Origin of the sequence: Anaerostipes sp. Marseille-Q3525 (genome assembly GCF_018223505.1) — a bacterium.
GTDB lineage: Bacteria > Bacillota > Clostridia > Lachnospirales > Lachnospiraceae > Anaerostipes > Anaerostipes amylophilus.
Genome location: NZ_JAGTTT010000007.1, coordinates 54,586 through 78,566 on the forward strand (window position 1 = coordinate 54,586; position 23,981 = coordinate 78,566).

The window sequence follows — 23,981 nt, forward strand, 5'->3', positions numbered from 1 at the left end:
TATTTATGTTTCCGTGGAGAATCAAAGTTAATGTATATCCAATAGTAAACATTGGGCTGATCTGATTGCAAACATAAAGAAGTGCCTGACCTTCCTGTTTGGTATAAGAACCAGAGAGAATAAGATCATTGATAATTTTTGCACCGAGTGGACAGCCACAGAAAAAACCAAGAATACAGGTGTAGAAAAAGTCATCATTAATGTCAGGAAAGAGCTTTTTTAAAGGGAAAAACAGGCGGGAAAGAAAATGGAACGTTTGGTAATATTGCATAAAACCAGATAGAAGTAAAAATGGAAGAAGTGTTGGAGTGATCGTTGCAGACCATAAAAGTAGTCCATTTTTGGCTCCATCGATTGAAGTTTGTGGAAAAAATAACAAGGAAACTGCACAAAAAATGAGCAAAAATTGAATAATACCATTACGCATAGGAAATCTCCCGTTCCTTTTTTATAATGTATGAAACGGGAGATAAAACTAGACGATAATCTGTTCATCTTTCAAGATCGTATGGAATTTCTGACCTATGACAGCCTGATATATCTGGTGGGCATATTGATCAACTGACAACAGAATTTGCTGCTCTTTTTCAAGTGGATCGTGGAGTGGACGGAGGTGACGGACCATAGGGAGACTTGTTTCTTTTTTTATAGCACCGATCAAAGAAGAAGAATCCCGGCGGAAACCAAGGATCTGGTAATAAGGTGCCATATGATATTTCTTTGCCAGAAGAAATTTCGAATCTGTCATTCCAAGCATAATATGGAGAAGGTTTCTGCTTGTTTTACTCCACGTGATATTTTTGCTCTTACATGCTAAAATAAGATCTTCAAAGGACTGATCAGGACGAAGTTTTTTCATAAGGCGATCGCTGAAATCCTTAGAAATTCCGACAATCTTAGTCAGATCATCAGTGGAATGAATACTAGTTTGCAAAAGAAGAGAAAAGTCATCTGAACATACAGGAAAATCATGTTGGTAATGATGTTTATACAGATCATGCAAAGAATCAGGGACTCTTGAAAATAATGGTTCGATCAGATTTTGCTCGAGTGTACTGCGGATCGATGTCGCAGAAGAGATCGATGGTGTCAGATCTGTGCTGTGATGATCGTTTGCAATTCGTTCTACGCAGACCGGTGTTATAGAACTATTGAGACGGATCAATGCTTTTAGATATTCAATCCCAAGAATGTTATTTGGCTGCTTTAAAATCTGAATCATGGAAGCATCCTTAAGGTGAGTTGTAAGATACAGTTCTTTAGCTTTTGGATAAGAATGCCCAAGGCTCATAAGATCTTTTATGCCGGATTCAATTTCATTTTCATATTTAATAAGAAAGGATGCAATTGCTTTAAGTTTGTTAATCTCTTGACATTCGCTTCCGAAAGAAAGGTAGTCAACAACACCTAATTTATCAAGCAAAGCAACAGCACCCATGGCAAAATCAGGAGCAGAAGAGGCAGCTGCAAAAAGAGGCAGTTCGATTACAAGATCAACACCACATAGTAGAGCTGCATGAGCACGTATTTTTTTATCCATGATCGCCGGAGTTCCACGCTGGACGTAGTTTCCACTCATTAGCGCAATTACACGTTTAGCTCCGGTTTTTTTCTTTGTTTCCATAATATGATATTTATGTCCGTTATGAAACGGATTATATTCACAAATGATAGCTGCAGTCTTCATAAAATATCCTTTCAGAATTCCAAAATTAAATCTTTTATATAATAAATGTATTATAAATCACGAAACAAAAAAAGTAAAATTGCACAAAAAACAAAAAATGGACAACAAGTATCTTGTCAGAGGAAACAAAAAAATGTAGAATAGAATATAGATTTTTCTGGAAATGTACAACGAAAAATACAAATACCATTATTGTATACACAGAAATGATGTTGTATAATTTAACAGGATTAAATTCATCTTTTTGGAAAGTTGAAAGGAGCAACGCAAAAAATGAGTGTTATTGATGAGATTAAAAACAAGGCAAAAACAAATAAGAAAACTGTTGTACTGCCTGAAACTACAGACATGAGAACATTAACAGCAGCAGCAGAAGTTATCAGTGAAGGAATTGCTGATATTATTTTAGTTGGAAAAGAAGACGAGATTAAAGCAAAAGCAGAAGGATTGGATTTATCAAAAGCTTCTTTTGTTGATCCAGAAAACAGTGATCGTTTAAATACATATATCGAATCTTTATGTGAAGCAAGAAAGAGCAAAGGACTGCTTCCAGAAGATGCAAAAGAGATTCTGCTATCCAACCCACTGTTCTTCGGAGCAACAATGGTAAGAGTCGGAGATGCAGACGGAATGGTAGCAGGAGCGATCAACTCCTCTGCAAACGTACTTCGTGCAGCACTTCAGGTTGTTAAAACTGCACCTGGTACAGAAATCGTATCTGCCTTCATGTTAATGGATACAAAGGCAAAAGATATGGGAGAAAACGGATGTTTCGTATTCGCTGACTGTGGACTGAACCAGAATCCAAATCCAGAACAGTTAGCAGCGATCGCTTCAAGCTCAGCTAAGACATTTGAACAGCTGATCGGAGCAACACCAAGAGTTGCAATGTTATCCCATTCTACATGCGGAAGTGCAAAACATGACGATGTAACAAAAGTTGTAGAAGCAACAAATATCGCTAAAGAAAAATATCCTCAGTATTTAATTTGTGGAGAATTACAGCTTGACGCAGCAATCGTACCAGAAGTTGCAGCAGCTAAAGCTCCAAGAAGTGAAGTTGCTGGTAAAGCAAATGTATTAGTATTCCCAGATTTAGATGCTGGTAACATTGGATACAAATTAGTACAGAGATTAGGTGGAGCACAGGCATTCGGACCTATTACACAGGGAATCGCAAAACCAGTCAATGACTTATCACGTGGATGTGTAGCATCAGATATCGTTGGTGCAGTAGCAATCACATGTGTACAGGCAGCAGCACTGGAAGCAGATAAATAAGAATAAATTTAAGGAGAATCATATTTCATGAAAGTTTTAGTTATCAACTGCGGAAGCTCATCATTAAAATATCAGTTAATCGATTCAGAGACAGAAAGTGTTTTAGCAAAAGGATTATGCGAAAGAATCGGAATCGACGGAGCATTAACACATCAGCCAGCAGGAAAAGACAAGATCAAATCTACACCTGCTATGCCAGATCATAAGACAGCAATCGGAATTGTTATCGATCAGCTGACAGATAAAGAAAACGGAGTTGTAGAAAGCCTTGATGAGATCGGTGCTGTAGGACATCGTATCGTTCATGGTGGAGAGAAATTTACAAAATCATGCCTGATCACAGATGAGGTTATCAAAGAAGTTGAAGAATGCAGCGTATTCGCACCACTTCATAACCCAGCTGGATTAATTGGAGTTCGTGCATGTCAGGAATTAATGCCAGGACTTCCAATGGTAGCAGTATTTGATACAGCTTTCCATCAGACAATGCCAGAGAAAGCATTCTTATATGGTATTCCTAGAAAATACTATGATGAAGATGGTATCCGTCGTTATGGATTCCACGGAACATCTCATCAGTTTGTATCTTTAGAGACAGCAAAAATGTTAGGAAAAGATATCAAAGACTTAAAAATTATTGTATGTCATCTTGGAAATGGTGCAAGTGTAACAGCAGTCAAAGGTGGAGAATCTGTAGATACATCTATGGGATTAACACCGCTTGAAGGATTGATCATGGGAACACGTTCTGGAGATCTTGATCCAGCGATTGTTGAATTTATTGCAAACAAAGAAAATAAAACAGCATCTGAAGTATTAAATATTTTAAATAAAGAATCAGGAGTTTATGGATTATCTGGAGTATCTTCTGACTTTAGAGATGTAAAAGCAGCAAGAGCTGAAGGTAATAAAGCTGCAGCTGCAGCATTAGATGCATATGCATATCGTGTAGCAAAATACATTGGTGCTTATACAGCAGCTATGAATGGTGTAGATGCAATCACATTTACAGCAGGACTTGGAGAAAATGATGATATTACACGTGCAGCAATCTGTGAATATCTTGGATATCTTGGAGCAGATCTTGATAAAGAGAAGAATAAGGTTGCTGGAGAACCAGCGGTGATTTCTAAAGATGATGCGAAAGTTAAGTTACTGTGTATACCAACAAATGAAGAATTAATGATCGCAAGAGACACAGTAGCCCTTGTAAAATAATTATTTTATGAAAAAATAGAACTTGTTAAAATGTGCTTCTGGATTGTTTTTTTTAAAAGTAAGGAAAATTACTTGACAAACCAGAAGCACATTCGTATAATAGTACAGTATGAAAATTTAGGAGATCGTATGAAGATTCAATTATCAAAAATTATTTCAGTACCTAAATATGAAGAAACCGTCGAAGCGTCAATCAATCTGAATGAGATTAAGCTAAAAGGTGTGTCTTATCCTATTCGAGAGAAGAGTGATTTTTCGATCGTTTTTAGAAATATTGGAAAGGATAAGATATCATTTTCATTTGAGACAGAAGTTACGCTTGGAATTCCATGCAGTCGATGCCTTGAGGAAGTGAGTTATCCGGTTTCCGTCAAGGTGACGAAAGAATTAGATTTTTCGGATCTTGATGAGGAAGACTCCTCATATATCGAGAACAAGGAACTTGATCTTGATATATTGATCTTCGATGAAGTTGTTCCAAAACTTCCGTCCAAAGTTTTGTGCAAGGAAGACTGCAAAGGACTTTGTCCGGTATGTGGAACGAATCTGAATAAAAAAGAGTGTGGCTGCGATCGTACGGTGGCAGACCCTCGTATGGCAGCGATTCAGGATATTTTTAAGAATTTTAAGGAGGTGTAAACCAATGTCAATTTGTCCAAAGAATAAATCATCCAAAGGAAGAAGAAACAGACGTAGAGCAAACTGGAAGATGACTGCTCCAACACTTGTAAAATGCAGCAAATGTGGTGCTCTTATGATGCCTCACAGAGTATGTAAAGCCTGCGGATCTTACAATAAAAAGGAAATTGTTTCAGCACACGCTGAATAATGGTAAATCAAAGAAAAATGCCATACGTTTAGACTTTTTAAGAAGGTTTATGCGTATGGCATTTCCTATTTTAAAAGAAAAGGAGAATAGGTCGTATGGAGAAATTAGTCAAAGTTGCTGTTGATGCTATGGGTGGAGACAACGCACCAGGAGAGATTGTAAAAGGTGCAGTTGATGCTGTGAATGAAAGAAATAATCTCAAAGTATTTTTAGTAGGAAAATCCCAGAAAATTCATGAAGAATTAAGCAAATATCAGTATAAGAGTGAACAGGTAGAAGTCATAAATGCAGAAGAAGAAATTTCTTGTGACGAATCACCAGTAGAAGCGATTCGTAAGAAGAAAGATTCTTCCATGGTGGTTGCACTGAAAATGGTGAAAGATAAGACTGCAGATGCATTTGTGTCAGCCGGAAGTTCGGGAGCGATCCTTGTTGGAGGACAGTTTGTTGTTGGAAGGATCAAAGGAATCAAAAGAGCACCATTAGGTGCAGTTATGCCAACAGCCAAAGGGCCTATGCTGTTAGTTGATGCAGGAGCAAATATGGATGCGAAAGCTGAATACTTACTCCAATTTGCACAGATGGGATCTATCTATATGGAAGATGTCCTTGGAATCAAGAATCCAAGAGTCGGTCTTGTCAATGTTGGTGTGGAAGAAGCGAAGGGAAATCAGCTTGTTAAGGAGACAGGTCCATTATTAAAAGAATGTGAAAATATTAATTATATTGGAAGTATCGAGGCAAGAGAAATTCCATATGGTGCAGCGGATGTTGTTGTATGTGATGCATTTGCTGGGAATATCGTCTTGAAACTTGAAGAAGGATTATCAGCGGTATTAGTAAGCCAGATCAAGGAAGGAATGATGTCAACACTAAAGAGTAAGATCGGTGCATTACTGGCGAAACCAGCACTGAAGAAAACATTAAAGAAATTTGATGCTTCAGAGTATGGTGGAGCACCACTTCTTGGTTTAAATGGCCTAGTTGTAAAAGCCCATGGATCAGCAACAGCAAAAGAAATGAAAAATGCGATCGTTCAGTGTATTGCATTTGCGGAAGAAAATATTACACAGAAAGTAAAAGATCAGATTGTGAAAGGATAAAATAGAAATGGATGCAAAAAGTGTGGAAGAATTTCAAGAGCAGATAGGAATTAAATTTCATGAACCATCCCTTCTTTGGAATGCTTTTATTCATAGTTCCTATGCGAATGAACGAAGAATGAGCAAAGATAAAAATAACGAACGCCTGGAGTTTTTAGGTGATGCGGTATTAGAACTTGTAACAAGCAATTATCTTTACAGAACTTATACAAAAGAGCCAGAAGGTAAGCTAAGTAAGATCAGAGCAAGTCTTGTGTGTGAGCCGACACTTGCAGGATGTGCAAGAGATATTAATTTAGGTAAATATGTTCTCTTAAGCAAAGGAGAAGATATGACAGGTGGAAGATCAAGAGATTCTATTCTTTCAGACGCATTTGAAGCAGTGATCGGTGCAATCTATTTAGACCAGGGAATTGAGACTGCAACAAAATTTGTTGAAACATATTTATTTAAAGACGTAGAAAATAAAGTTTTATTTTTTGATGCGAAGACAAATCTTCAGGAGATTGTTCAGGGAGAAGGAAAAGGCAGATTAAAATATGTTCTAGTCAAGGAAGAAGGACCAGATCATGCAAAAATCTTCACAGTAGAGGCAAGACTTGGAGATACAGTGATCGGAACAGGAGCTGGGCATAGCAAAAAAGCGGCCGAACAACATGCAGCCTTTGAAGCGATCAAAAGCCACAAAAAATAACATGAAGCAGAGGTGGACATGTATTTAAAAAGTATTGAAGTCAATGGTTTTAAATCTTTTGCCCATAAAATGATTTTTAAATTTGAACATGGAATTACAGGAATCGTAGGACCAAATGGAAGTGGAAAAAGCAATGTTGCGGATGCAGTGCGTTGGGTACTTGGAGAACAAAGAGCGAAGCAGCTTCGTGGTTCTAAAATGGAAGATGTCATTTTTGCTGGTACAGAATTAAGAAAACCAATGGGATCAGCATATGTTGCGATTACTCTAGATAACAGTGATCATAGTCTGCCAATTCAGTTTGAAGAAGTGACGGTTGCCAGAAGAGTATATCGTTCTGGTGAAAGCGAATACCTGATCAATGGAAGTGCCTGCAGGCGAAAAGATATTGTAGAACTTTTTTTTGATACGGGAATTGGAAAAGAAGGTTATTCTATCATTGGACAGGGACAGATCGAACAGATCTTAAGTGGAAAACCAGAAGATCGAAGAGAACTCTTTGATGAAGCGGCAGGAATTGTAAAATATAAGAAAAACAAGCTGGAGACACAGAGATCATTAGAAATCGAACGAGAAAATCTTGTAAGGGTAACAGATATTTTGACAGAATTGGAACGTCAGGTTTCACCTCTTCAGAAACAATCTGAACGTGCAAGAGAATATCTGCTTTTAAGAGATCAGTTAAAAGATGAAGATGTAAAATTGTTTTTATTTGAAAATCGAAATCTTGAACAGGAATTAAATGAGCTGGATCAAAAGATAGAGATTGCACAGCGAGAGATGAAACAGACAGAACATGCACTTGCCAAAGCAAAAGAAAAATATGGAAAACAAGAAGAACTTTTGGACAGTTTAAAACAGGAAATAGAAACGATCGCAGCAGAAATTTCAGAGATGAAGATCACAAAGCAGCAAAAAGAAGGGCAGATTCAGGTACTGAAAGAACAGATCAATACAGAACGTATGAGAGAAAGTATATATCTGGAATCAAAAGATAAGCTGTTTAAAGATCTGAATGAGAAGAAGCAGCAATTAAAGAGATTCGAAGTGGAGACAGAAGAGATCCGTAAGGAATATGAAGCTGTTATGGATCAAAAGATTCAAAAAGAAAGCGAAGTTGCACTGTATCAGAAACAGATTCAGGATTTTGAGAAAGAACACGAAGAGATTGAGATCAGAGTGAATGCTGTAAGAGAAGGCCGTATGAGAGTTGCTGGAGCTATCGAACGATCACAGACTGTAAAAGAACAGTTAAATGTGCAGATTGTTGGTCTTGAGCAGCAGATGGAAGAATTAGAACAACAGATAAAAGAACAGCAGAACGAAAAAACTCTTTTTAACAATAAGATCAAAGCAATCAAAGGAAAGAAAGAGCAGTTAGAGATTGAATGTCATAATGCCAAAAGAATCGAAGAAACATTATCAGTAGAACGTCGGCAGATTCAGACAGAGATTGATAAAAAAAGAGAAAAATACCATAGAATCCGTTCAAACTATGAAACGGTGCGGAATATGGCAGAACGTTATGATGGATATGGATTTGGAATCAAAAAGATCATGGAACAGCAAGCTGTGGAGTCAGGGATCATTGGAGTGGTTGCAGATATCATTAAGGTAGAAGCAAAGTATGAGACAGCAATCGAAACAGCTCTTGGAGGAAGTATCCAGAACATTGTAACGGATACACAGAAAACAGCGAAGAAAATGATTGAATATCTTAAAAAGAATCGTTATGGAAGAGTGACATTCCTGCCGTTAGATGCAATAAAAGGAAAATCATTTGCAAGAGAAGAAATTCTTTCAGAACCGGGAGTGGTCGGATCGGCTAATATGCTTGTGCAATACGATGAAACATATAAGGAACTGTTCTCATCGCTTCTTGGGAAGATTCTTGTTGTAGAAGATATGGATGCAGGAATCAGGATTGCTGATAAATATCATCATAATGTAAGAATTGTAACACTTGAGGGAGACTCTTTGAATCGTGGAGGTTCTATGTCAGGTGGTGCATTTAAGAATAAGAGTAATCTACTTGGAAGATCCAGAGAAGTTGAAGAACTAAAGGGACGACTTGATAAATGGACTCAGACAATAGCAAAAGATGAAAAAAAATATGATGAAAATGAAAAAAAACTCAAAGAATATCAGCAAAATATGGTAAACTTAGAGCAAGACATTCAAGCGATATCTCTGGAATTGAATACACAACAGATGTCACGCACAGCAATCGAAAACAGACAGGAAGAACTGACAAAGAGAAAAGAACAGCTAGTGCTGCAAAAAGATAGACTGAAACGAGAGTTATATACAGCAACAGAAGATGCAGACAGACTGCAGGATGAGCAGATGGATCTTGAAAGTGCGAATGAACAGGACGAAGAACGAATCAAAGTAATTGATGAGAAATTAGAATATCTTCGAAAATGTGCAGAAAAGCATGCAATGGAAGTATCAAAAGTTCATATGCGTTTAAGTCAGGAATCGCAGAAACTAGAGTTTCAGGAAGATAATCAGGAGCGTATAAGATCCGAGATTGAACGTCTTAGTGAAGAATTTAATGAGAATCAAAAAGATGTAGGAGATGTCAATGAGAATGTAAAGACATTACAACAGCAGATTGAAGAACTTAAAGATTCTTTGAACTTGATGGAACAAAAGATCATAACAGATCAAAAGAGACATCAAAAGATTCAGGAAGAAGTAAAAACAAAAGAAATACTTTACAAAGATATCTTGAAAGAACGCGAAGAGATGATAGAACGTGTCAGTGGATATGATAAAGAAATCTATCGTCTGGAAAGTCAGAAAGATGGTAAAAAGCAAAAGAAAAAAGAATTGCTTGATTATATGTGGGAAAACTACGAGGTTACTTACCATCAGGCGAAGCAAAGATTGGAGCTGAATGAGACAGAAAGTCTTTTAAGGATCAAAGAAACAATCAACCGATTAAAGAAACAGATCAAAGATCTTGGACCAGTTAATATCAATGCGATCGAAGATTATAAAGAAGTTTCTGAGCGTTATGAATTTATGCAGAAACAGCATGAAGATATCGTAACAGCAGAGGCACATTTAGCAGAGTTGATGGAAGAGCTTGAAGAAGCTATGAGACGTCAGTTTAATGAAAAATTCAAAGACATCCAGAGAGTATTTCAGGAGGTTTTTGTGGAATTGTTCGGTGGAGGAGAAGCAAGACTGGAACTTACCGATGATGATGTGTTAGAATCAGGAATAAGGATCATTGCACAGCCACCTGGAAAGAAACTTCAGAATATGATGCAGCTTTCCGGTGGAGAAAAAGCATTAACAGCAATATCATTGTTATTTGCAATTCAGAACTTAAAACCATCGCCATTCTGCCTGTTAGATGAGATAGAAGCGGCATTAGATGATTCGAATGTTACAAGATTTGCAAAATATCTGCATAAACTTACAAAGGATACCCAGTTTATCGTGATCACACATCGGAGAGGAACGATGATGGCAGCAGATGTCTTATATGGTATCACGATGCAGGAGAAGGGAATATCCACACAGGTTTCTGTTAATTTGATCGAGAATGATTTAGATGAATAAAAGGAGAACAGCTATGTCAGAAAAGAAAGGTTTTTTTAAACGACTTGCCCAAGGGTTATCAAAAACAAGAGACAATATCGCCTCAAGTTTTGATTCTATTTTCAGTGGATTTTCTGGAATCGATGAAGATTTTTACGAAGAACTGGAAGAAATTTTGATCATGAGTGATATGGGAATTGATACAACCATGAATATCATTGAAGATTTGAAGAAAAAAGTAAAAGAAAATAAGATCAAAGAGCCGGAAGAATGCAGACAGCTTTTGATCGACTCCATCAAAGACCAAATGCGTCTTGATGATACTGCTTATGATTTTGCTGATAAAAAAAGCGTGGTACTTGTAATTGGAGTAAATGGTGTAGGTAAAACAACATCTGTTGGAAAACTTGCAGCATCTTTAAAAGGACAGGGAAAGAAAGTATTGCTTGCAGCAGCTGATACATTCCGTGCAGGAGCGATCGAGCAGTTAAAAGAGTGGTCAAATCGTGCTGGTGTTGATATCATCAGTCAGGCAGAAGGTGCAGATCCGGCAGCAGTTGTATACGATGCAGTAGCAGCTGCGAAAGCAAGAGATGTTGATGTATTATTATGTGATACAGCTGGACGTCTTCATAACAAAAAGAACCTGATGAATGAGTTAAGTAAGATCAATCGCATCATTCAGAAAGAATACAGTGAAGCTTACCTAGAGACACTTATCGTATTAGATGGAACAACAGGACAAAATGCCATGGCACAGGCAAAACAGTTCAAAGAAGCAACAGATATTTCTGGTATTATTTTAACGAAATTAGATGGGACAGCAAAAGGTGGTATTGCAATCGCAATCCAGTCTGAATTAGGAATACCGGTAAAATATATTGGTATTGGGGAACAGGTAGATGATCTTCAGAGATTTGATCCAGATATGTTCGTTAATGCACTATTTGAAAAAGGAGAAGAAAATTAAAATGTTAGAACTAAAAGATTTTGAAGCAGCATATAATAAAGTGCAGGAGGTTGTCCTTCCTACAAAGCTGATCAAAAGTGAATATTTTTCAAACCAGACAGGAAATGATGTTTATTTAAAACCAGAAAACATGCAGCTTACAGGAGCTTACAAGATCCGTGGTGCATATTACAAGATCAGTACATTATCTGAAGAAGAAAAAGCAAAAGGACTGATCACAGCATCTGCTGGAAACCATGCACAGGGGGTTGCACTAGCAGCAGCGAGACAGGGCGTAAAAGCAACAATCGTTATGCCAACAACAACTCCATTGTTAAAAGTAAACAGAACAAAAGATCTTGGAGCAGAAGTAATCCTTCATGGAGATGTATATGATGAAGCATGTGCACATGCATTAGATCTTGCAGCAGAACATGGATATACATTTGTTCATCCATTTGATGATCCAACGGTTGCAACAGGACAGGGAACGATCGCTATGGATATCTTCAAAGAACTTCCAACAGTAGATTACATTCTTGTACCAATCGGTGGAGGTGGACTTGCAACAGGTGTATCAACACTTGCCAAGTTATTAAATCCAAAGATCAAAGTCATTGGAGTCGAACCAGCAGGAGCAGCTTGTATGAAAGCTTCTTTAGAAGCAGGAAAAGTTGTATCATGTGATCATGTCAGTACAATTGCTGATGGTACAGCAGTACAGACACCTGGAAAGATTATTTTCCCATATGTTCAGGAGAATCTTGATGACATTATCACAGTAGAAGATGAAGAATTGATCCCATGTTTCTTAGATCTGCTAGAAAATCATAAAATGTTAGCAGAAAACTCTGGATTATTAACGATTGCAGCATTAAAACATCTGGACGTAAAGAATAAGAAAGTTGTATCTATCATCAGTGGTGGAAATATGGATGTGATCACAATTGCATCTTTAGTACAGCATGGACTGATCATGAGAGATCGAATCTTTACAGTATCTGTATTCCTTCCAGATAAACCAGGAGAACTAACAAGAGTATCTCAGGTGATCGCTGAAACACAGGGAAATATCGTTAAGCTTGAACATAACCAGTTCGTAAGTATCAACAGAAACAGTGCGGTAGAACTTACGATCACAATGGAAGCATTCGGTAGTGAACACAAAAATAAGATCATCAAAGCATTGAAAAAAGCTGGATATGATCCTAAAATCAGAAATTCAAAATCTGTATATTAATTGGTTGGATGAATTTCACAATATGACAATAATTTAAGTATTAAATATTGTACAATTTGTTGAAATATACTTTGATTTTTGGTATAATAAAGTTAGTGAAACAAACACTTTTTGAACAGCGGATAAATGACCAGAAAGTGGACAAGAAACGAAAGATATTTACAGTACATTGTTCTTTGAATATGAAATATCTTGTAAGATGACAGCGTGTCACATTCTTTGCTATACATATAGAAATTAAAGATATGACTAATAAGCGTAAATAAGCCATTTACAAGAAGATTGTTCATGACTGTTTACGCTTTTTTATTTGTTTTGGAAATTTTAAGGAGGAGTTATACTATGAGTGAAACTATCAATCGTGAGGATTTGTATTTGTTTCAGACTGGGAAGGCCAGACAAGCATATTTAACGTTTGGCTGTCATTACCAGAAGAAGACAAAGACTCACAGATTTACTGTTTGGGCTCCAAATGCAAAATCAGTAAGTGTCGTAGGAGATTTCAACTTTTGGAATCCACTCGCCCACCCAATGAAGGGTGACAAAGATGGAATCTATACGATAGAGATTGAAGGACTTAAGAAAGGTGATCTGTACAAGTATTATGTAGAAGGATACGATGGAATCTGTCGTTATAAGAGTGATCCATTTGCGTTCTATGCAGAGTGCAGACCTGATACAGCATCAAAAGTCTGGGATTTTGACGATTTCAAATGGTCTGACAAACGTTTTATCAATCAGAGAAAGAAACGTCAGGCAATAGATCAACCAATGTCCATTTATGAATTGCATCTTGGAACATGGCGTATGCCACAGGAAGAAGAGAGAGAGTTTTATAATTACAGAGAGATTGCTGATATGCTGATCCCTTATCTTCAAAAGATGGGATATACACATGTCGAATTAATGCCGATCACAGAATATCCATACGATCTTTCCTGGGGATATCAGGTAACAGGATATTATGGGGTAACATCAAGATATGGAACACCAGAAGATTTCAATTATATGATCAATGAATTGCATAAAGCAGGAATCAGTGTGATCCTTGACTGGGTACCAGCTCATTTCCCAAGAGATGAACATGGATTGGCGATGTTTGATGGAACACATATTTATGATCATGAAGATCCTAGAAAAGGAAGCCAGCCAGACTGGGGAACATTATTATTTAATTATGGGAAGCCAGAAGTACAAAGTTTCCTGATCTCAAGTGCAATGTTCTTCGCAGATATTTATCATGTTGATGGAATCCGTATTGATGCTGTATCAGCAATGCTTTATCTTGATTTTGGAAAACAGGAAGGTGAATATGTGCCGAACGAAGATGGAACGAATATCAACTATGAAGCGGTTGATTTCCTTCGTAATCTAAATGAAGCACTTCGTACAACATATGAAGGATTCCTAACGATCGCAGAAGAATCTACAGCATATCCAAAAGTCACAAGTGATATCGATGATCCAGATGGACTTGGATTTGTTTATAAGTGGAATATGGGATATATGCATGATTCCCTTTATTATATGGAACTTGATCCATTATATCGTAAAGATAATCATGGAGCGATCATTTTTTCTATGGATTATGCATACAGTGAGAACTATATTCTGCCATATTCACATGATGAGGTTGTTCATGGCAAAGGTTCCATGATCAATAAGATGTATGGAGCATATGATGAGAAGTTTGCATCTTTGCGTACATTATATGGATTTACGATCGCACATCCTGGTAAGAAATTATTATTTATGGGTGGAGAATTTGCTCAGTTTGTCGAGTGGAGAGACAAGGAACAGCTTGACTGGTTCTTGATTGACCAGTATGAGATGCATGATTCTTTCCATGAATATGTAGCAAAATTAAATGAAATTTATAAAGCTCATCCAGCGTTTTATGAATTAGATCAGGATCCAGCAGGATTTGAATGGTGTTTACAGCGTGATGCAGATCATAGTGTTGTAGCATTTATACGAAAGAGTAAGAGAGGCAGAGGAAGAAAACAGGAACAGATCCTTTGTGTCTGCAATTTTACACCGATGGAATGGGATAAGTATCTGATTCCATTGCCAAAGAAATCAAAACTTACGAAGATCTTAGACAGCAGTGAGCTTGATTTTGGTGGAGATGGTGATGTTTCAGAAACAAAAGTTTCAACAAAACGTGTGAAAGTACCATCAGAAGGAAAGGCAACATATCAGCAGTGTGCACAGATTTCCTTAAAACCACTAAGCGTTGTATATTATAAGATCGAGGAAGTGGAGAAAAAACCACGAAAGACAGCTGCGAAAAAAACTGAGACAGCTAAGAAAGTAACAAAAGAAGTTGTAGAAGAGACAAAGAAGGCAGAACCTATCAAGAAAGCAGTGCAGGAGAAGAAACCTGCACCAAAGAGTGAGACTTCAAAGAAGGAAGATACAAAAGAAACAACCAAAACTGTAACAAAAGAAAAGGAGCAGCCAAAAAAGAAAGCAAGAAAGACAAGAAGAACTAATAAGAATAAAAATCAAGGTGTAAAATAAAGGAGGAACAAGAGTTATGATTAACAAGAAAGAAATCGTTGCGATGCTGCTTGCAGGGGGACAAGGTAGCAGACTGTTCGCATTAACTCAGAAGAAAGCAAAACCAGCTGTATCATATGGTGGAAAATATAAGATCATTGACTTCCCATTATCAAACTGTGCAAACTCAGGAATTGATACTGTCGGAGTATTAACACAGTATGAACCATTAGAGTTAAATGCATATATTGGTACTGGAGGATTCTGGGATCTGGATGATCTAAATGGTGGAGCATATGTATTACCTCCTTATATGCGTGGGGAAACAGGTAACTGGTATCGTGGAACAGCAGATGCGATTTATCAGAACATCAACTTTATTGATAATTATGATCCAGACCATATCATCGTATTATCTGGAGACCAGATCTGTACAATGGATTATGCAAAAATGCTTCAGTATCATAAAGAAAAAGATGCAGATTGTACAATCTCTGTTTTGAATGTTACATATGAAGAAGCAAAACGTTTTGGAATCATGAATACAGATGAAGATGAACGTATTTATGAATTCGAAGAAAAACCAGCAGAACCAAAGAGTACAAAAGCTTCTATGGGTATTTATATCTTTAAATGGAAACTGATCCGTCAGTATCTGATCGATGATGGAAATGATCCAGAATCAGAACATGACTTTGGTAAGAATATCATTCCAAGAATGTTGGAAGATGGAAGAAAGATGTATGCTTACTCATTTGATGGATACTGGAGAGATGTAGGAACGATCGATAGCTTATGGGAAGCTAATATGGAACTTCTAGATGAAAATCCTCAGATTGACTTAAATGATGATAAGATGAGAATCTACACAAGAAACTTCTCATTACCACCTCATTTTGTAGCACCAGGTGCATCTGTTAAGAATTCTATTCTTGCCGATGGATGTATCATTGAAGGAGAAGTAGAAAACTGTGTCATCCATTCTGGTGTTAAGATTGGAAAAGGCAGTGTTGTTAAAAACAGTGTGATCATGAAAGATACTGTGGTAAGAACAGGCTGCCAGATTGACAAAGCACTGATCGATGAAGAAGTTGTTATCGAACAGGGTTGCAAGGTTGGAGAAGGAAATAATGTAACTGTAATCGGATATCATTGTGTAGCATTAGAAAATGCAACTGTTGAAGACGGAGCAATGATCTACCCAGATACCATCTTACACTAGGAGGATTGAAGATATGGATAAACAGATGTTAGGTATTATCAATGCAGGAGAAGAAAATAGAAAGTTAAAAGACCTTGTACGATCCAGAAGTTTATCAGCACTTCCTGTTGGTGGACGTTATCGTACAGTAGACTTTATGTTAAGTAACATGGTAAATGCAGGAATTAAAAATGTTGGATTATTAACAAGAAGAAACTATGATTCCTTATTAAGCCATGTAAGCTCAGGTAAAGACTGGGGATTAAATAAAAAACGTGGTGGATTATATATTTTCCCACCATATATCAATGATGCATCTCCATCTGGAGAATACGCAAGTGTTATGGACGGACTTCGTGGAACACTTGGATTCTTAAAGAAAGCAAAAGAAAAATATGTATTATTAGGACGTTCTTATGTGATCTTTAATGCAGATTTTCAGGATATGTTAGATAAACATATCAAATCTGGAGCAGATATCTCACTGATGTATTTTGATAACAGCGATGATGCAACAAACTGCGATTATGAAGGAGTTTATTTAAAGACAGATGAAGATGACAAAGTTCTTGATATGTGCTATTCAGAAGGAAAACATCGCTCTAATAAGAAGAGTATGGATACTTATATTATGAAAACAACACTGTTGATCGATTTTATCGAAACAGCGATCGCACATAATAAGAAACACTTCTTCTTTGATGTTATTGTTCCAAACTTTGACCGACTGGCTATTCAGGGATATGAATACAAAGGATATGTTGGATGTATCACATCTTTGGAAGCATACTATAATGTTAATATGGATATGTTAAAACCAGAAGTTTACAATGAGTTATTCCTTGCAAGAAGAAGAATTTATACAAAATCTGCCGATGGAGCACCAGCAAAATATGGATCAAATGCGAAAGTCAGCAATAGTTTGATCTGTAGTGGATGTGAAGTAGATGGTACAGTTGAGAATTCCATCATCTTCCGTGGATCACAGATTGCAGAAGGTGCAGTGATCAAGAATTCTGTAGTTATGGCAGAAGGATTTATCGCACCAGAAGCAGAGATCAATCATACAATCTTAGACCGACATGTAAAAGTTTATTCAAAGGCACACTTATCAGGATCTTCAAACCATCCAGTATTCATTCCGAAAGGAGCAAGTGTTAATGAGTAAAAATAATTCACTGAAAGTGCTGTTAGCAGGAGCTGAATGTGCACCATTTGTGAAACTTGGAGGGTTGGCCGATGTTATGGGAACGCTTCCAAAAGAATTAAACCAGATTGGTGCTGATGCTCGTGTGATCATGCCTTTTCATAGTCAGATGAAAGGCAAGTATGGCGCCCAGACAAAACATCGGGCAGATTTCAACATCAACTTTGCTGGTGGAGAAACATATGTCGGTGTAGAAGAACTATTTTACAATGATGTTACATATTATCTGATCGATAATGAAGGCTTCTTTGGAGATGCTGTATACCGCGGTGGACTTGCAGAAGGAGAGCAGTATGCTTTCTTCTGCCGTGCCGTGATCGAGGCAGCAAGCCGTATTGGATTTATTCCAGATGTGATTCACTGTAATGACTGGCAGACAGGGCTGATCCCAATCTTACTTCGTACACAGTACGGACATTGGGATATTGGAAATGCGAAAACGATCTTTACGATTCACAACATGATGTATCAGGGAGAGTTTGGATTTGATCAGTTCGAACATTGGTTAGGAATCGATCCAAAATATGATACACCAGAATTTATGCATAATTATGAGTGTGCAAGCTTTATGAAAGCAGCCCTCGTATTTGCAGATCGCTTGAGTACAGTAAGTCCAACTTACGCACAGGAGATCCGTGATCCTGCATTCGCATATCGTCAGGAAGGAATTTTGAATGCAAGAGCAGGAGATACATGGGGAATCTTAAACGGAATGAACCAGGAAGAATTTAATCCAGAGACAGATCCGCTTATTCCATATCATTTTAACAAAGATGATCTATCTGGAAAGAAAAAGGATAAGATCGAACTTATCAAGAATCTTGGATTATCCATCACACCAGGAGTTCCGATCATCGGTATGGTTACAAGATTAACAGAGCAGAAAGGTCTGGATCTTGTAAAATACATGTTAGATGAGATCATGTGTACAGAGAATGTTGCATTTGTAATTCTTGGAACGGGTGATTATGAATATGAAGAATTCTTCCGTTATATGGAAAATAAATACAAAGGAAGAGTATGTTCATACATCGCATATGATAATGCGATCGCACACCAGATTTATGCAGCGAGTGATCTGTTCTTAATGCCATCCAAATTTGAACCATGTGGAATTTCACAGATGATCGCACTTCGATATGGAACACTTCCAATCGTACGTGAGACAGGTGGACTGCGTGATACGGTACAAAGCTACAATGAATACGAAGATACAGGAAATGGATTCTCATTTGCAAACTACAATGCACACGAGATGCTTGGAGCAATCCATTATGCATTACAGACTCTGCAGAGTCCAAAGAGAAAACATGGACTGATCAGAAGAGCTATGGAATCCGATAACAGTTTTGCAAAATCTGCAAAAATTTATCTGGACATGTATAAGAGCGTATTATAAATTTCAGAAAAACAACGGGCATCTATAAGATGCCCTGTTTTTTTCACAGAAAGGAGGCATAGATGAACGTAACAGACAGCAAACAGATCGTACAAAGGATCAAGAGTAAACTGATTCATGCCTTAGGAACAACGATCGGTGAGGCGACCAATGATGAAATTTATAAAGCGGCAGCAGAGTGTATCAGGGAAGATATCATGACATCCTGGGCGGACAGCAGAAGAAGAGTTCAGGAACAAGGGGCAAAGAAACTTTATTATATGTCTGCAGAATTTCTTTTAGGAAGAGCATTTTCAAATAATCTGATCAATTTAGGACTATATGAAACATATAAAGCAGCATTCTTGGAGATGGGAATTGACTTTGATGCGATCACAGAGGAAGAGAACGAAGCAGGACTTGGAAATGGTGGACTTGGGCGGCTTGCAGCATGTTTCTTAGACTCACTATCAACCATGGAACTGCCAGCAGTTGGTTGTGGAATCCGCTATGAATATGGGATGTTTCGTCAAAAGATTGTCGATGGAACTCAGATCGAGATGGAAGATGACTGGCTAAGAGACGGAAATATATGGGAAATTGAACGGCCCGAATTAAGTGTAGAAGTTCATTTTAACGGAACAATTGAGGAAAACTGGACAGAGAATGGTTTAGAGATCAAGCAGAAAGATTATAATACAGTGATCGCAGTTCCATATGATATGCCGATCATTGGATACAAAACCAAAACTCCGGCAACTCTTCGCTTATGGAGTGCAAGAAGTAAACAAAGATTTGATCTTCATTCTTTTAATGAAGGAATCTATGATAAAGCAATGGCAGATCAGACATTTGCCGAAGCAATATCAAAAGTATTATATCCATCCGATGACCATATGCAGGGGAAACAGTTAAGGTTAAAACAGTTTTATTTTCTTGCATCTGCAACAATGCAGTCAATGCTCAAGAGACATAAACAGATATTTAGTGATCTGCATACATTGCCAGATCATGTTGTAATTCAGATCAATGAAACACATCCAGCTCTTGCAATTCCAGAATTAATGAGGATTTTGATGGATGAAGAAGGATTTGGATGGGACGAAGCTTATCAGATTGTAAAGAAAATGTTCCATTATACAAACCATACGATCATGACAGAAGCCATGGAATGCTGGGATGAAAATATGTTTCGTTTTTTGCTTCCAAGAATTTATCAGATCGTCTGCGCGTTCAATGAAAAATACTGTAATAAGATTAGGGCATATTACAGTCATGATGAAGAAAAAGTGCGAAGTATGGCGATTATCGGAAACAATGAGATCCGCATGGCAAATTTATGTGTAGCAGTATGCAGAAGAGTGAACGGAGTATCAAACCTTCATGGGGATATTCTGAAAGAGAAGATATTTAATAGTTCGTATCGTATCTTTCCACAGAAATATCTTGCGATCACAAATGGGATCACACACAGACGTTGGTTTGGGCTTGCAAATCAGGGACTTTATCATTTGGCGAAAGAATATATAAAGGGAGATATTCTTAAAGATTATCATCTGTTTGAACAGTTTCTTCTATATAAAGAGGATGAAGAATTCTTAAAGAAATACAGCGAAGTAAAAGAGAATAATAAGATTCGATTTGCAAAATATATTAAAGAAAAACAAGGAATTGAAATTAATCCAGATTCCATCTTTGATGTACATTGTAAACGTCTGCATGAATATAAACGGCAGTTAATGAAATGTCTGCATATCATTTATGTTTATCAGAGGATCAAAAAAGATCCGGAATGTATTACGACACCGATCACATTTATTTTTGCAGCAAAGGCGGCACCTGGGTATACGAAAGCAAAAGAGATCATAAGGCTGATTCATTCTGTGGCAGAGATGGTTAACAAAGATCCGGATATGAAAGGAAAGATTCAGGTTGTTTTTGTAGAAGATTATTGTGTGTCTGTTGCAGAAATGTTGATTCCGGCAGCAGATATCAGTGAACAGATATCAACTGCCGGAATGGAAGCTTCTGGAACTGGAAATATGAAATTTATGATGAACGGAGCATTAACGATCGGAACCATGGACGGAGCGAATATAGAGATCGCTGAAAGAGTCGGAAGAGAAAATATCTTTATTTTCGGAGATAGTGCAGAAGGTAATTATAATAAAAAAACCTATCATACATACAATCCAGGAATCATATTTGAAAATAATCCATGGATTCGTGATGTATGCAACTGCCTGATCGAAGGAAATCTGTTATACTACGGCAAGAAATATTCAGAAATCTACCAGTCGTTACTATTTGGGGAATATGGAGAAGCAGATCCATATTATGTTCTGGCAGATTTTCCATCTTACATCGAAACATATGAAACGATGTACCGGCTGTATGTAGATCAAAAAGAGGAATGGATCAAAAAAACAGTGATCAATACAGCAAAATCCGGATATTTTTCATCAGACCGAACGATTGAACAATATAATGAAAAAATCTGGAACCTGAAACCAGTAAAATAAGAGTTACAAGAAGATGAGATTAATATTATGATTCATAACGCGTCAATAGAAAAATACAGAACTCCCGTAGGAGCAGTCACCTGCGGAAGTGAGATGACCATAAGGCTTTATGAAACAGGGGAGTCGGTCAGCAAAGCAGAGATTATTATGTATTCCGAAACCTTTCATCGGGAATACGAGATGAAACGAAAAAAAGACTGTATGGAAGAACATTTAAAGATTACAAATGAAGCAGGGATTGTGTGGTATTATTTTCGAATCTGGGAACATGGCAGATGTTATTTTTATGGAGCGAAGCATGGACAGACACAGGGAGAAGGGATGATCTATGATGACACTCCACAAAGTTTCCAGATCACGGTATATGAAAAAGACTTTGACACACCAAGATGGATGTCTAAAGGAATCATGTATCAGATTTTTCCAGACCGTTTCTGTCAGGGAAATAAAAAGAATATGGAACGTGGAAAAGCATACCATGAGAGTATGGGAAGAGATGTGTATCTTCACGATGAATGGGAAGAACGCCCAATCTTTGGACCACTTCCTGGAAAAGAATTTTATGATCCGTGTGATTATTTTGGAGGAGATATCGAAGGAATCATATCAAAACTAGATGACCTTAAACGATTAGGAATCAACTGTATTTATTTAAACCCAATCGGAGAAGCAGCATCAAATCACCGCTACAATACATCAGATTATAAGAAAGTCGATCCATTCCTTGGGAATAACGAAGATTTCAAGCGGCTATGCCAGCTTGCCAAAGAACGAAGGATTCATGTGATCTTAGACGGCGTATATTCCCATACTGGAGATGACAGCGTCTATTTTAATAAGAGGGGAAACTATCAGGAACCCGGTGCATATCAGGGAGAAGAATCGAAGTATTACGACTGGTATGACTTTAATGAGGACGGAACTTATAAGAGCTGGTGGGGATTTGAAACCCTTCCGGAAGTCAATGAACTAAATGAGAAATTTGTGGATTACATTATCACAGGAGAAGATTCGGTGATCAAACACTGGTTAAGTCTTGGAGCATCAGGGTTCCGTCTTGATGTAGCAGATGAGCTTCCAGATGAATTTATCTTTAAACTGCGAAGTGAACTAAAGAATAAGTTCAAGAATTATGCCTTGATCGGGGAAGTATGGGAAGATGTCACAACCAAAGAAAGCTACGGAACGAAACGTAAATATGCGTTGGGAAAAGGCTTAGACAGCGCAATGAACTATCCGTTGAAAGTCAATGTCACAGATTATTTACTCGGCAATCAAAGCGCCGAAGATATGAAGACATTCTTGCTATCCCAGCAGTGCAACTATCCAAAACCACTGTATTATGCACTGATGAACCTATTATCCTCTCATGATATTCCAAGAATTCGGACGACACTTGCAACAGGAATGAACGAGAACTTTCCATCGAGAGAGCAGCAGGCAGAATATGTCATAACATCAAAGATGGATCAGAAAGGAAAATCCCTCACAAGGCTTGCGATAGCAGTCCAGTTCTTTGTTCCTGGAATGCCATGTATTTATTATGGAGATGAATACGGAATGCATGGATTGATGGATCCATTTAACAGGGGAACATTTTTTGAAAATGATAAAGAAACATATCAGGATGTTCTGAAACTTACTAATATGAGAAATCAGGAAAAGGTATTGCAGACAGGACATGCATTGTATATGGCAGCAGACGATGATGTACTAGCCATCCTGCGTTTTATCAGTAGCAAAAAAGATGTTTTTGGAGAGGCATGTGAGAATAAAGCATTGCTGCTTCTTATCAATCCAACACAAATGGAAAAAGAGATTGAGATCGATCTTGCAGAAGCTAAAGAAGGTGTAAGTGAGAGTGAATTACAGCTACTGTCAAAGAATTTAACAAAGACTGTGGTTAAGACAAAGGCAGCACCAATGGATTACAAGATCATAGAGCTGTAACAAAAATGCATTAAGACCAAAGAAAAAGGCAGTTTCAAAGAGAAGCTGCCTTTTTTGTGCATTTTAACGAAAAACAAGCGATGAAATTATGCACAATAGAGAAAAAGAAATAATTTGAGAAAATCATTTACATTCAGATTAACTATAGTTATAATCAACTATAAATATAACCAATAAAGGAGGGTGATAAAAGAATGAAATTAAAAGAATTATCAGAAGTGGAAATTTTGATAATGAAGAGTATCTGGAAACTAGGAGATGACATCACGGCATATGATATTATCGAATATTTAAAAGACCATTATGATCGTGATTATGCAAGAAGCACAGTAAAAACTTATATAGCAAAACTAAAAGACAAAGGTTTTCTAAACACAGAAGTAAGAGGAAACTACAGTTATATCACAGCGATCATTTCTGAGGAAGAATACCGTGAGGAACAGATGAGAAAGATGAAAGATTTCTGGCACGATGGTTCGGTCAAGGAAATGTTCCAGACACTGACAAAGACGATCACACCAGAGGAGAAAGAAGAATTACAGGATTTAATTGATGATTTGGATTAATATAATTTATACGATCAAACAGACTATTATTTATATAATGAGTTTGATTTTGTTAAATGCATTGACAGGAAGCTGCATATTTATCTGTTTTAAATTATT

At 37.3% G+C, this 23,981-nt stretch carries 17 protein-coding genes; 16 read left to right on the forward strand and 1 reads right to left on the reverse strand.

Annotated elements, in window-relative coordinates; translation table 11 throughout:
- Window positions 1–475: 475 nt before the first annotated feature.
- The gene (locus KE503_RS05050; RefSeq protein WP_212384630.1) at window positions 476–1,687 is read right to left on the reverse strand and encodes a tRNA(Met) cytidine acetate ligase; all 1,212 of its coding nucleotides are present in this window, start codon (window positions 1,685–1,687) and stop codon (window positions 476–478) included.
- 273 nt (window positions 1,688–1,960) lie between these two features.
- Between KE503_RS05050 and pta the strand changes: the two genes are divergently transcribed.
- The 16 genes from pta to KE503_RS05130 all read left to right on the forward strand — a co-directional run bounded on the left by pta (window position 1,961) and on the right by KE503_RS05130 (window position 23,882).
- Window positions 1,961–2,968 (forward strand): phosphate acetyltransferase, encoded by a 1,008-nt coding sequence (gene pta, locus KE503_RS05055; protein WP_055197268.1) that lies wholly within the window; start codon window positions 1,961–1,963, stop codon window positions 2,966–2,968.
- 27 nt (window positions 2,969–2,995) lie between these two features.
- Window positions 2,996–4,186 carry an acetate/propionate family kinase gene (locus tag KE503_RS05060; protein ID WP_055197270.1) on the forward strand — a complete coding sequence of 397 codons (1,191 nt, stop codon included), beginning with the start codon at window positions 2,996–2,998 and terminating at the stop codon, window positions 4,184–4,186.
- Window positions 4,187–4,315: 129 nt separating this feature from the next.
- Window positions 4,316–4,825: a YceD family protein gene (locus KE503_RS05065; protein ID WP_055197272.1), complete on the forward strand. Its 510-nt coding sequence runs from the start codon at window positions 4,316–4,318 to the stop codon at window positions 4,823–4,825.
- 4 nt (window positions 4,826–4,829) lie between these two features.
- Complete coding sequence (rpmF, locus tag KE503_RS05070; RefSeq protein WP_008391606.1) at window positions 4,830–5,015, forward strand: 50S ribosomal protein L32; 186 nt, start codon at window positions 4,830–4,832, stop codon at window positions 5,013–5,015.
- Between the two features lie 95 nt (window positions 5,016–5,110).
- On the forward strand, window positions 5,111–6,118 hold the full coding sequence (gene plsX / locus KE503_RS05075; RefSeq protein WP_022375101.1) for a phosphate acyltransferase PlsX: 1,008 nt from the start codon (window positions 5,111–5,113) through the stop codon (window positions 6,116–6,118).
- Between the two features lie 7 nt (window positions 6,119–6,125).
- Complete coding sequence (gene rnc, locus KE503_RS05080) at window positions 6,126–6,812, forward strand: ribonuclease III (RefSeq protein ID WP_022375102.1); 687 nt, start codon at window positions 6,126–6,128, stop codon at window positions 6,810–6,812.
- Window positions 6,813–6,830: 18 nt separating this feature from the next.
- Window positions 6,831–10,388: a chromosome segregation protein SMC gene (gene smc, locus KE503_RS05085; protein ID WP_212384631.1), complete on the forward strand. Its 3,558-nt coding sequence runs from the start codon at window positions 6,831–6,833 to the stop codon at window positions 10,386–10,388.
- A 13-nt stretch (window positions 10,389–10,401) separates the two neighbouring features.
- Complete coding sequence (gene ftsY, locus KE503_RS05090; protein WP_022375104.1) at window positions 10,402–11,337, forward strand: signal recognition particle-docking protein FtsY; 936 nt, start codon at window positions 10,402–10,404, stop codon at window positions 11,335–11,337.
- A 1-nt stretch (window position 11,338) separates the two neighbouring features.
- The gene (gene ilvA, locus KE503_RS05095; RefSeq protein ID WP_022375105.1) at window positions 11,339–12,556 is read left to right on the forward strand and encodes a threonine ammonia-lyase; all 1,218 of its coding nucleotides are present in this window, start codon (window positions 11,339–11,341) and stop codon (window positions 12,554–12,556) included.
- A gap of 342 nt (window positions 12,557–12,898) precedes the next feature.
- Window positions 12,899–15,079, forward strand: a complete 2,181-nt coding sequence (gene glgB / locus KE503_RS05100) for a 1,4-alpha-glucan branching protein GlgB (RefSeq protein ID WP_212384632.1) — start codon at window positions 12,899–12,901, stop codon at window positions 15,077–15,079.
- A 16-nt stretch (window positions 15,080–15,095) separates the two neighbouring features.
- Window positions 15,096–16,280, forward strand: a complete 1,185-nt coding sequence (locus KE503_RS05105) for a glucose-1-phosphate adenylyltransferase (protein WP_022375107.1) — start codon at window positions 15,096–15,098, stop codon at window positions 16,278–16,280.
- Between the two features lie 13 nt (window positions 16,281–16,293).
- Complete coding sequence (glgD, locus tag KE503_RS05110) at window positions 16,294–17,427, forward strand: glucose-1-phosphate adenylyltransferase subunit GlgD (protein WP_022375108.1); 1,134 nt, start codon at window positions 16,294–16,296, stop codon at window positions 17,425–17,427.
- Window positions 17,420–18,865 carry a glycogen synthase gene (locus tag KE503_RS05115; protein ID WP_117944577.1) on the forward strand — a complete coding sequence of 482 codons (1,446 nt, stop codon included), beginning with the start codon at window positions 17,420–17,422 and terminating at the stop codon, window positions 18,863–18,865. The genes glgD and KE503_RS05115 overlap by 8 nt, the downstream gene beginning before the upstream one ends.
- Before the next feature lie 62 nt (window positions 18,866–18,927).
- Window positions 18,928–21,366, forward strand: coding sequence for a glycogen/starch/alpha-glucan phosphorylase (locus tag KE503_RS05120; protein ID WP_212384633.1), 2,439 nt, complete (start codon window positions 18,928–18,930; stop codon window positions 21,364–21,366).
- A 27-nt stretch (window positions 21,367–21,393) separates the two neighbouring features.
- Window positions 21,394–23,316, forward strand: coding sequence for a glycoside hydrolase family 13 protein (locus tag KE503_RS05125; RefSeq protein ID WP_212384634.1), 1,923 nt, complete (start codon window positions 21,394–21,396; stop codon window positions 23,314–23,316).
- A 194-nt stretch (window positions 23,317–23,510) separates the two neighbouring features.
- Complete coding sequence (locus KE503_RS05130) at window positions 23,511–23,882, forward strand: BlaI/MecI/CopY family transcriptional regulator (RefSeq protein ID WP_022375112.1); 372 nt, start codon at window positions 23,511–23,513, stop codon at window positions 23,880–23,882.
- Window positions 23,883–23,981 lie beyond the last annotated feature (99 nt).

Coding starts and splice junctions, on each gene's coding strand:
- KE503_RS05050 (WP_212384630.1), bottom strand. CDS start 1,687: ATGAAGACTGCAGCTATCATTTGTGAATATAATCCGTTTCATAACGGA.
- pta (WP_055197268.1), top strand. CDS start 1,961: ATGAGTGTTATTGATGAGATTAAAAACAAGGCAAAAACAAATAAGAAA.
- KE503_RS05060 (WP_055197270.1), top strand. CDS start 2,996: ATGAAAGTTTTAGTTATCAACTGCGGAAGCTCATCATTAAAATATCAG.
- KE503_RS05065 (WP_055197272.1), top strand. CDS start 4,316: ATGAAGATTCAATTATCAAAAATTATTTCAGTACCTAAATATGAAGAA.
- rpmF (WP_008391606.1), top strand. CDS start 4,830: ATGTCAATTTGTCCAAAGAATAAATCATCCAAAGGAAGAAGAAACAGA.
- plsX (WP_022375101.1), top strand. CDS start 5,111: ATGGAGAAATTAGTCAAAGTTGCTGTTGATGCTATGGGTGGAGACAAC.
- rnc (WP_022375102.1), top strand. CDS start 6,126: ATGGATGCAAAAAGTGTGGAAGAATTTCAAGAGCAGATAGGAATTAAA.
- smc (WP_212384631.1), top strand. CDS start 6,831: ATGTATTTAAAAAGTATTGAAGTCAATGGTTTTAAATCTTTTGCCCAT.
- ftsY (WP_022375104.1), top strand. CDS start 10,402: ATGTCAGAAAAGAAAGGTTTTTTTAAACGACTTGCCCAAGGGTTATCA.
- ilvA (WP_022375105.1), top strand. CDS start 11,339: ATGTTAGAACTAAAAGATTTTGAAGCAGCATATAATAAAGTGCAGGAG.
- glgB (WP_212384632.1), top strand. CDS start 12,899: ATGAGTGAAACTATCAATCGTGAGGATTTGTATTTGTTTCAGACTGGG.
- KE503_RS05105 (WP_022375107.1), top strand. CDS start 15,096: ATGATTAACAAGAAAGAAATCGTTGCGATGCTGCTTGCAGGGGGACAA.
- glgD (WP_022375108.1), top strand. CDS start 16,294: ATGGATAAACAGATGTTAGGTATTATCAATGCAGGAGAAGAAAATAGA.
- KE503_RS05115 (WP_117944577.1), top strand. CDS start 17,420: ATGAGTAAAAATAATTCACTGAAAGTGCTGTTAGCAGGAGCTGAATGT.
- KE503_RS05120 (WP_212384633.1), top strand. CDS start 18,928: ATGAACGTAACAGACAGCAAACAGATCGTACAAAGGATCAAGAGTAAA.
- KE503_RS05125 (WP_212384634.1), top strand. CDS start 21,394: ATGATTCATAACGCGTCAATAGAAAAATACAGAACTCCCGTAGGAGCA.
- KE503_RS05130 (WP_022375112.1), top strand. CDS start 23,511: ATGAAATTAAAAGAATTATCAGAAGTGGAAATTTTGATAATGAAGAGT.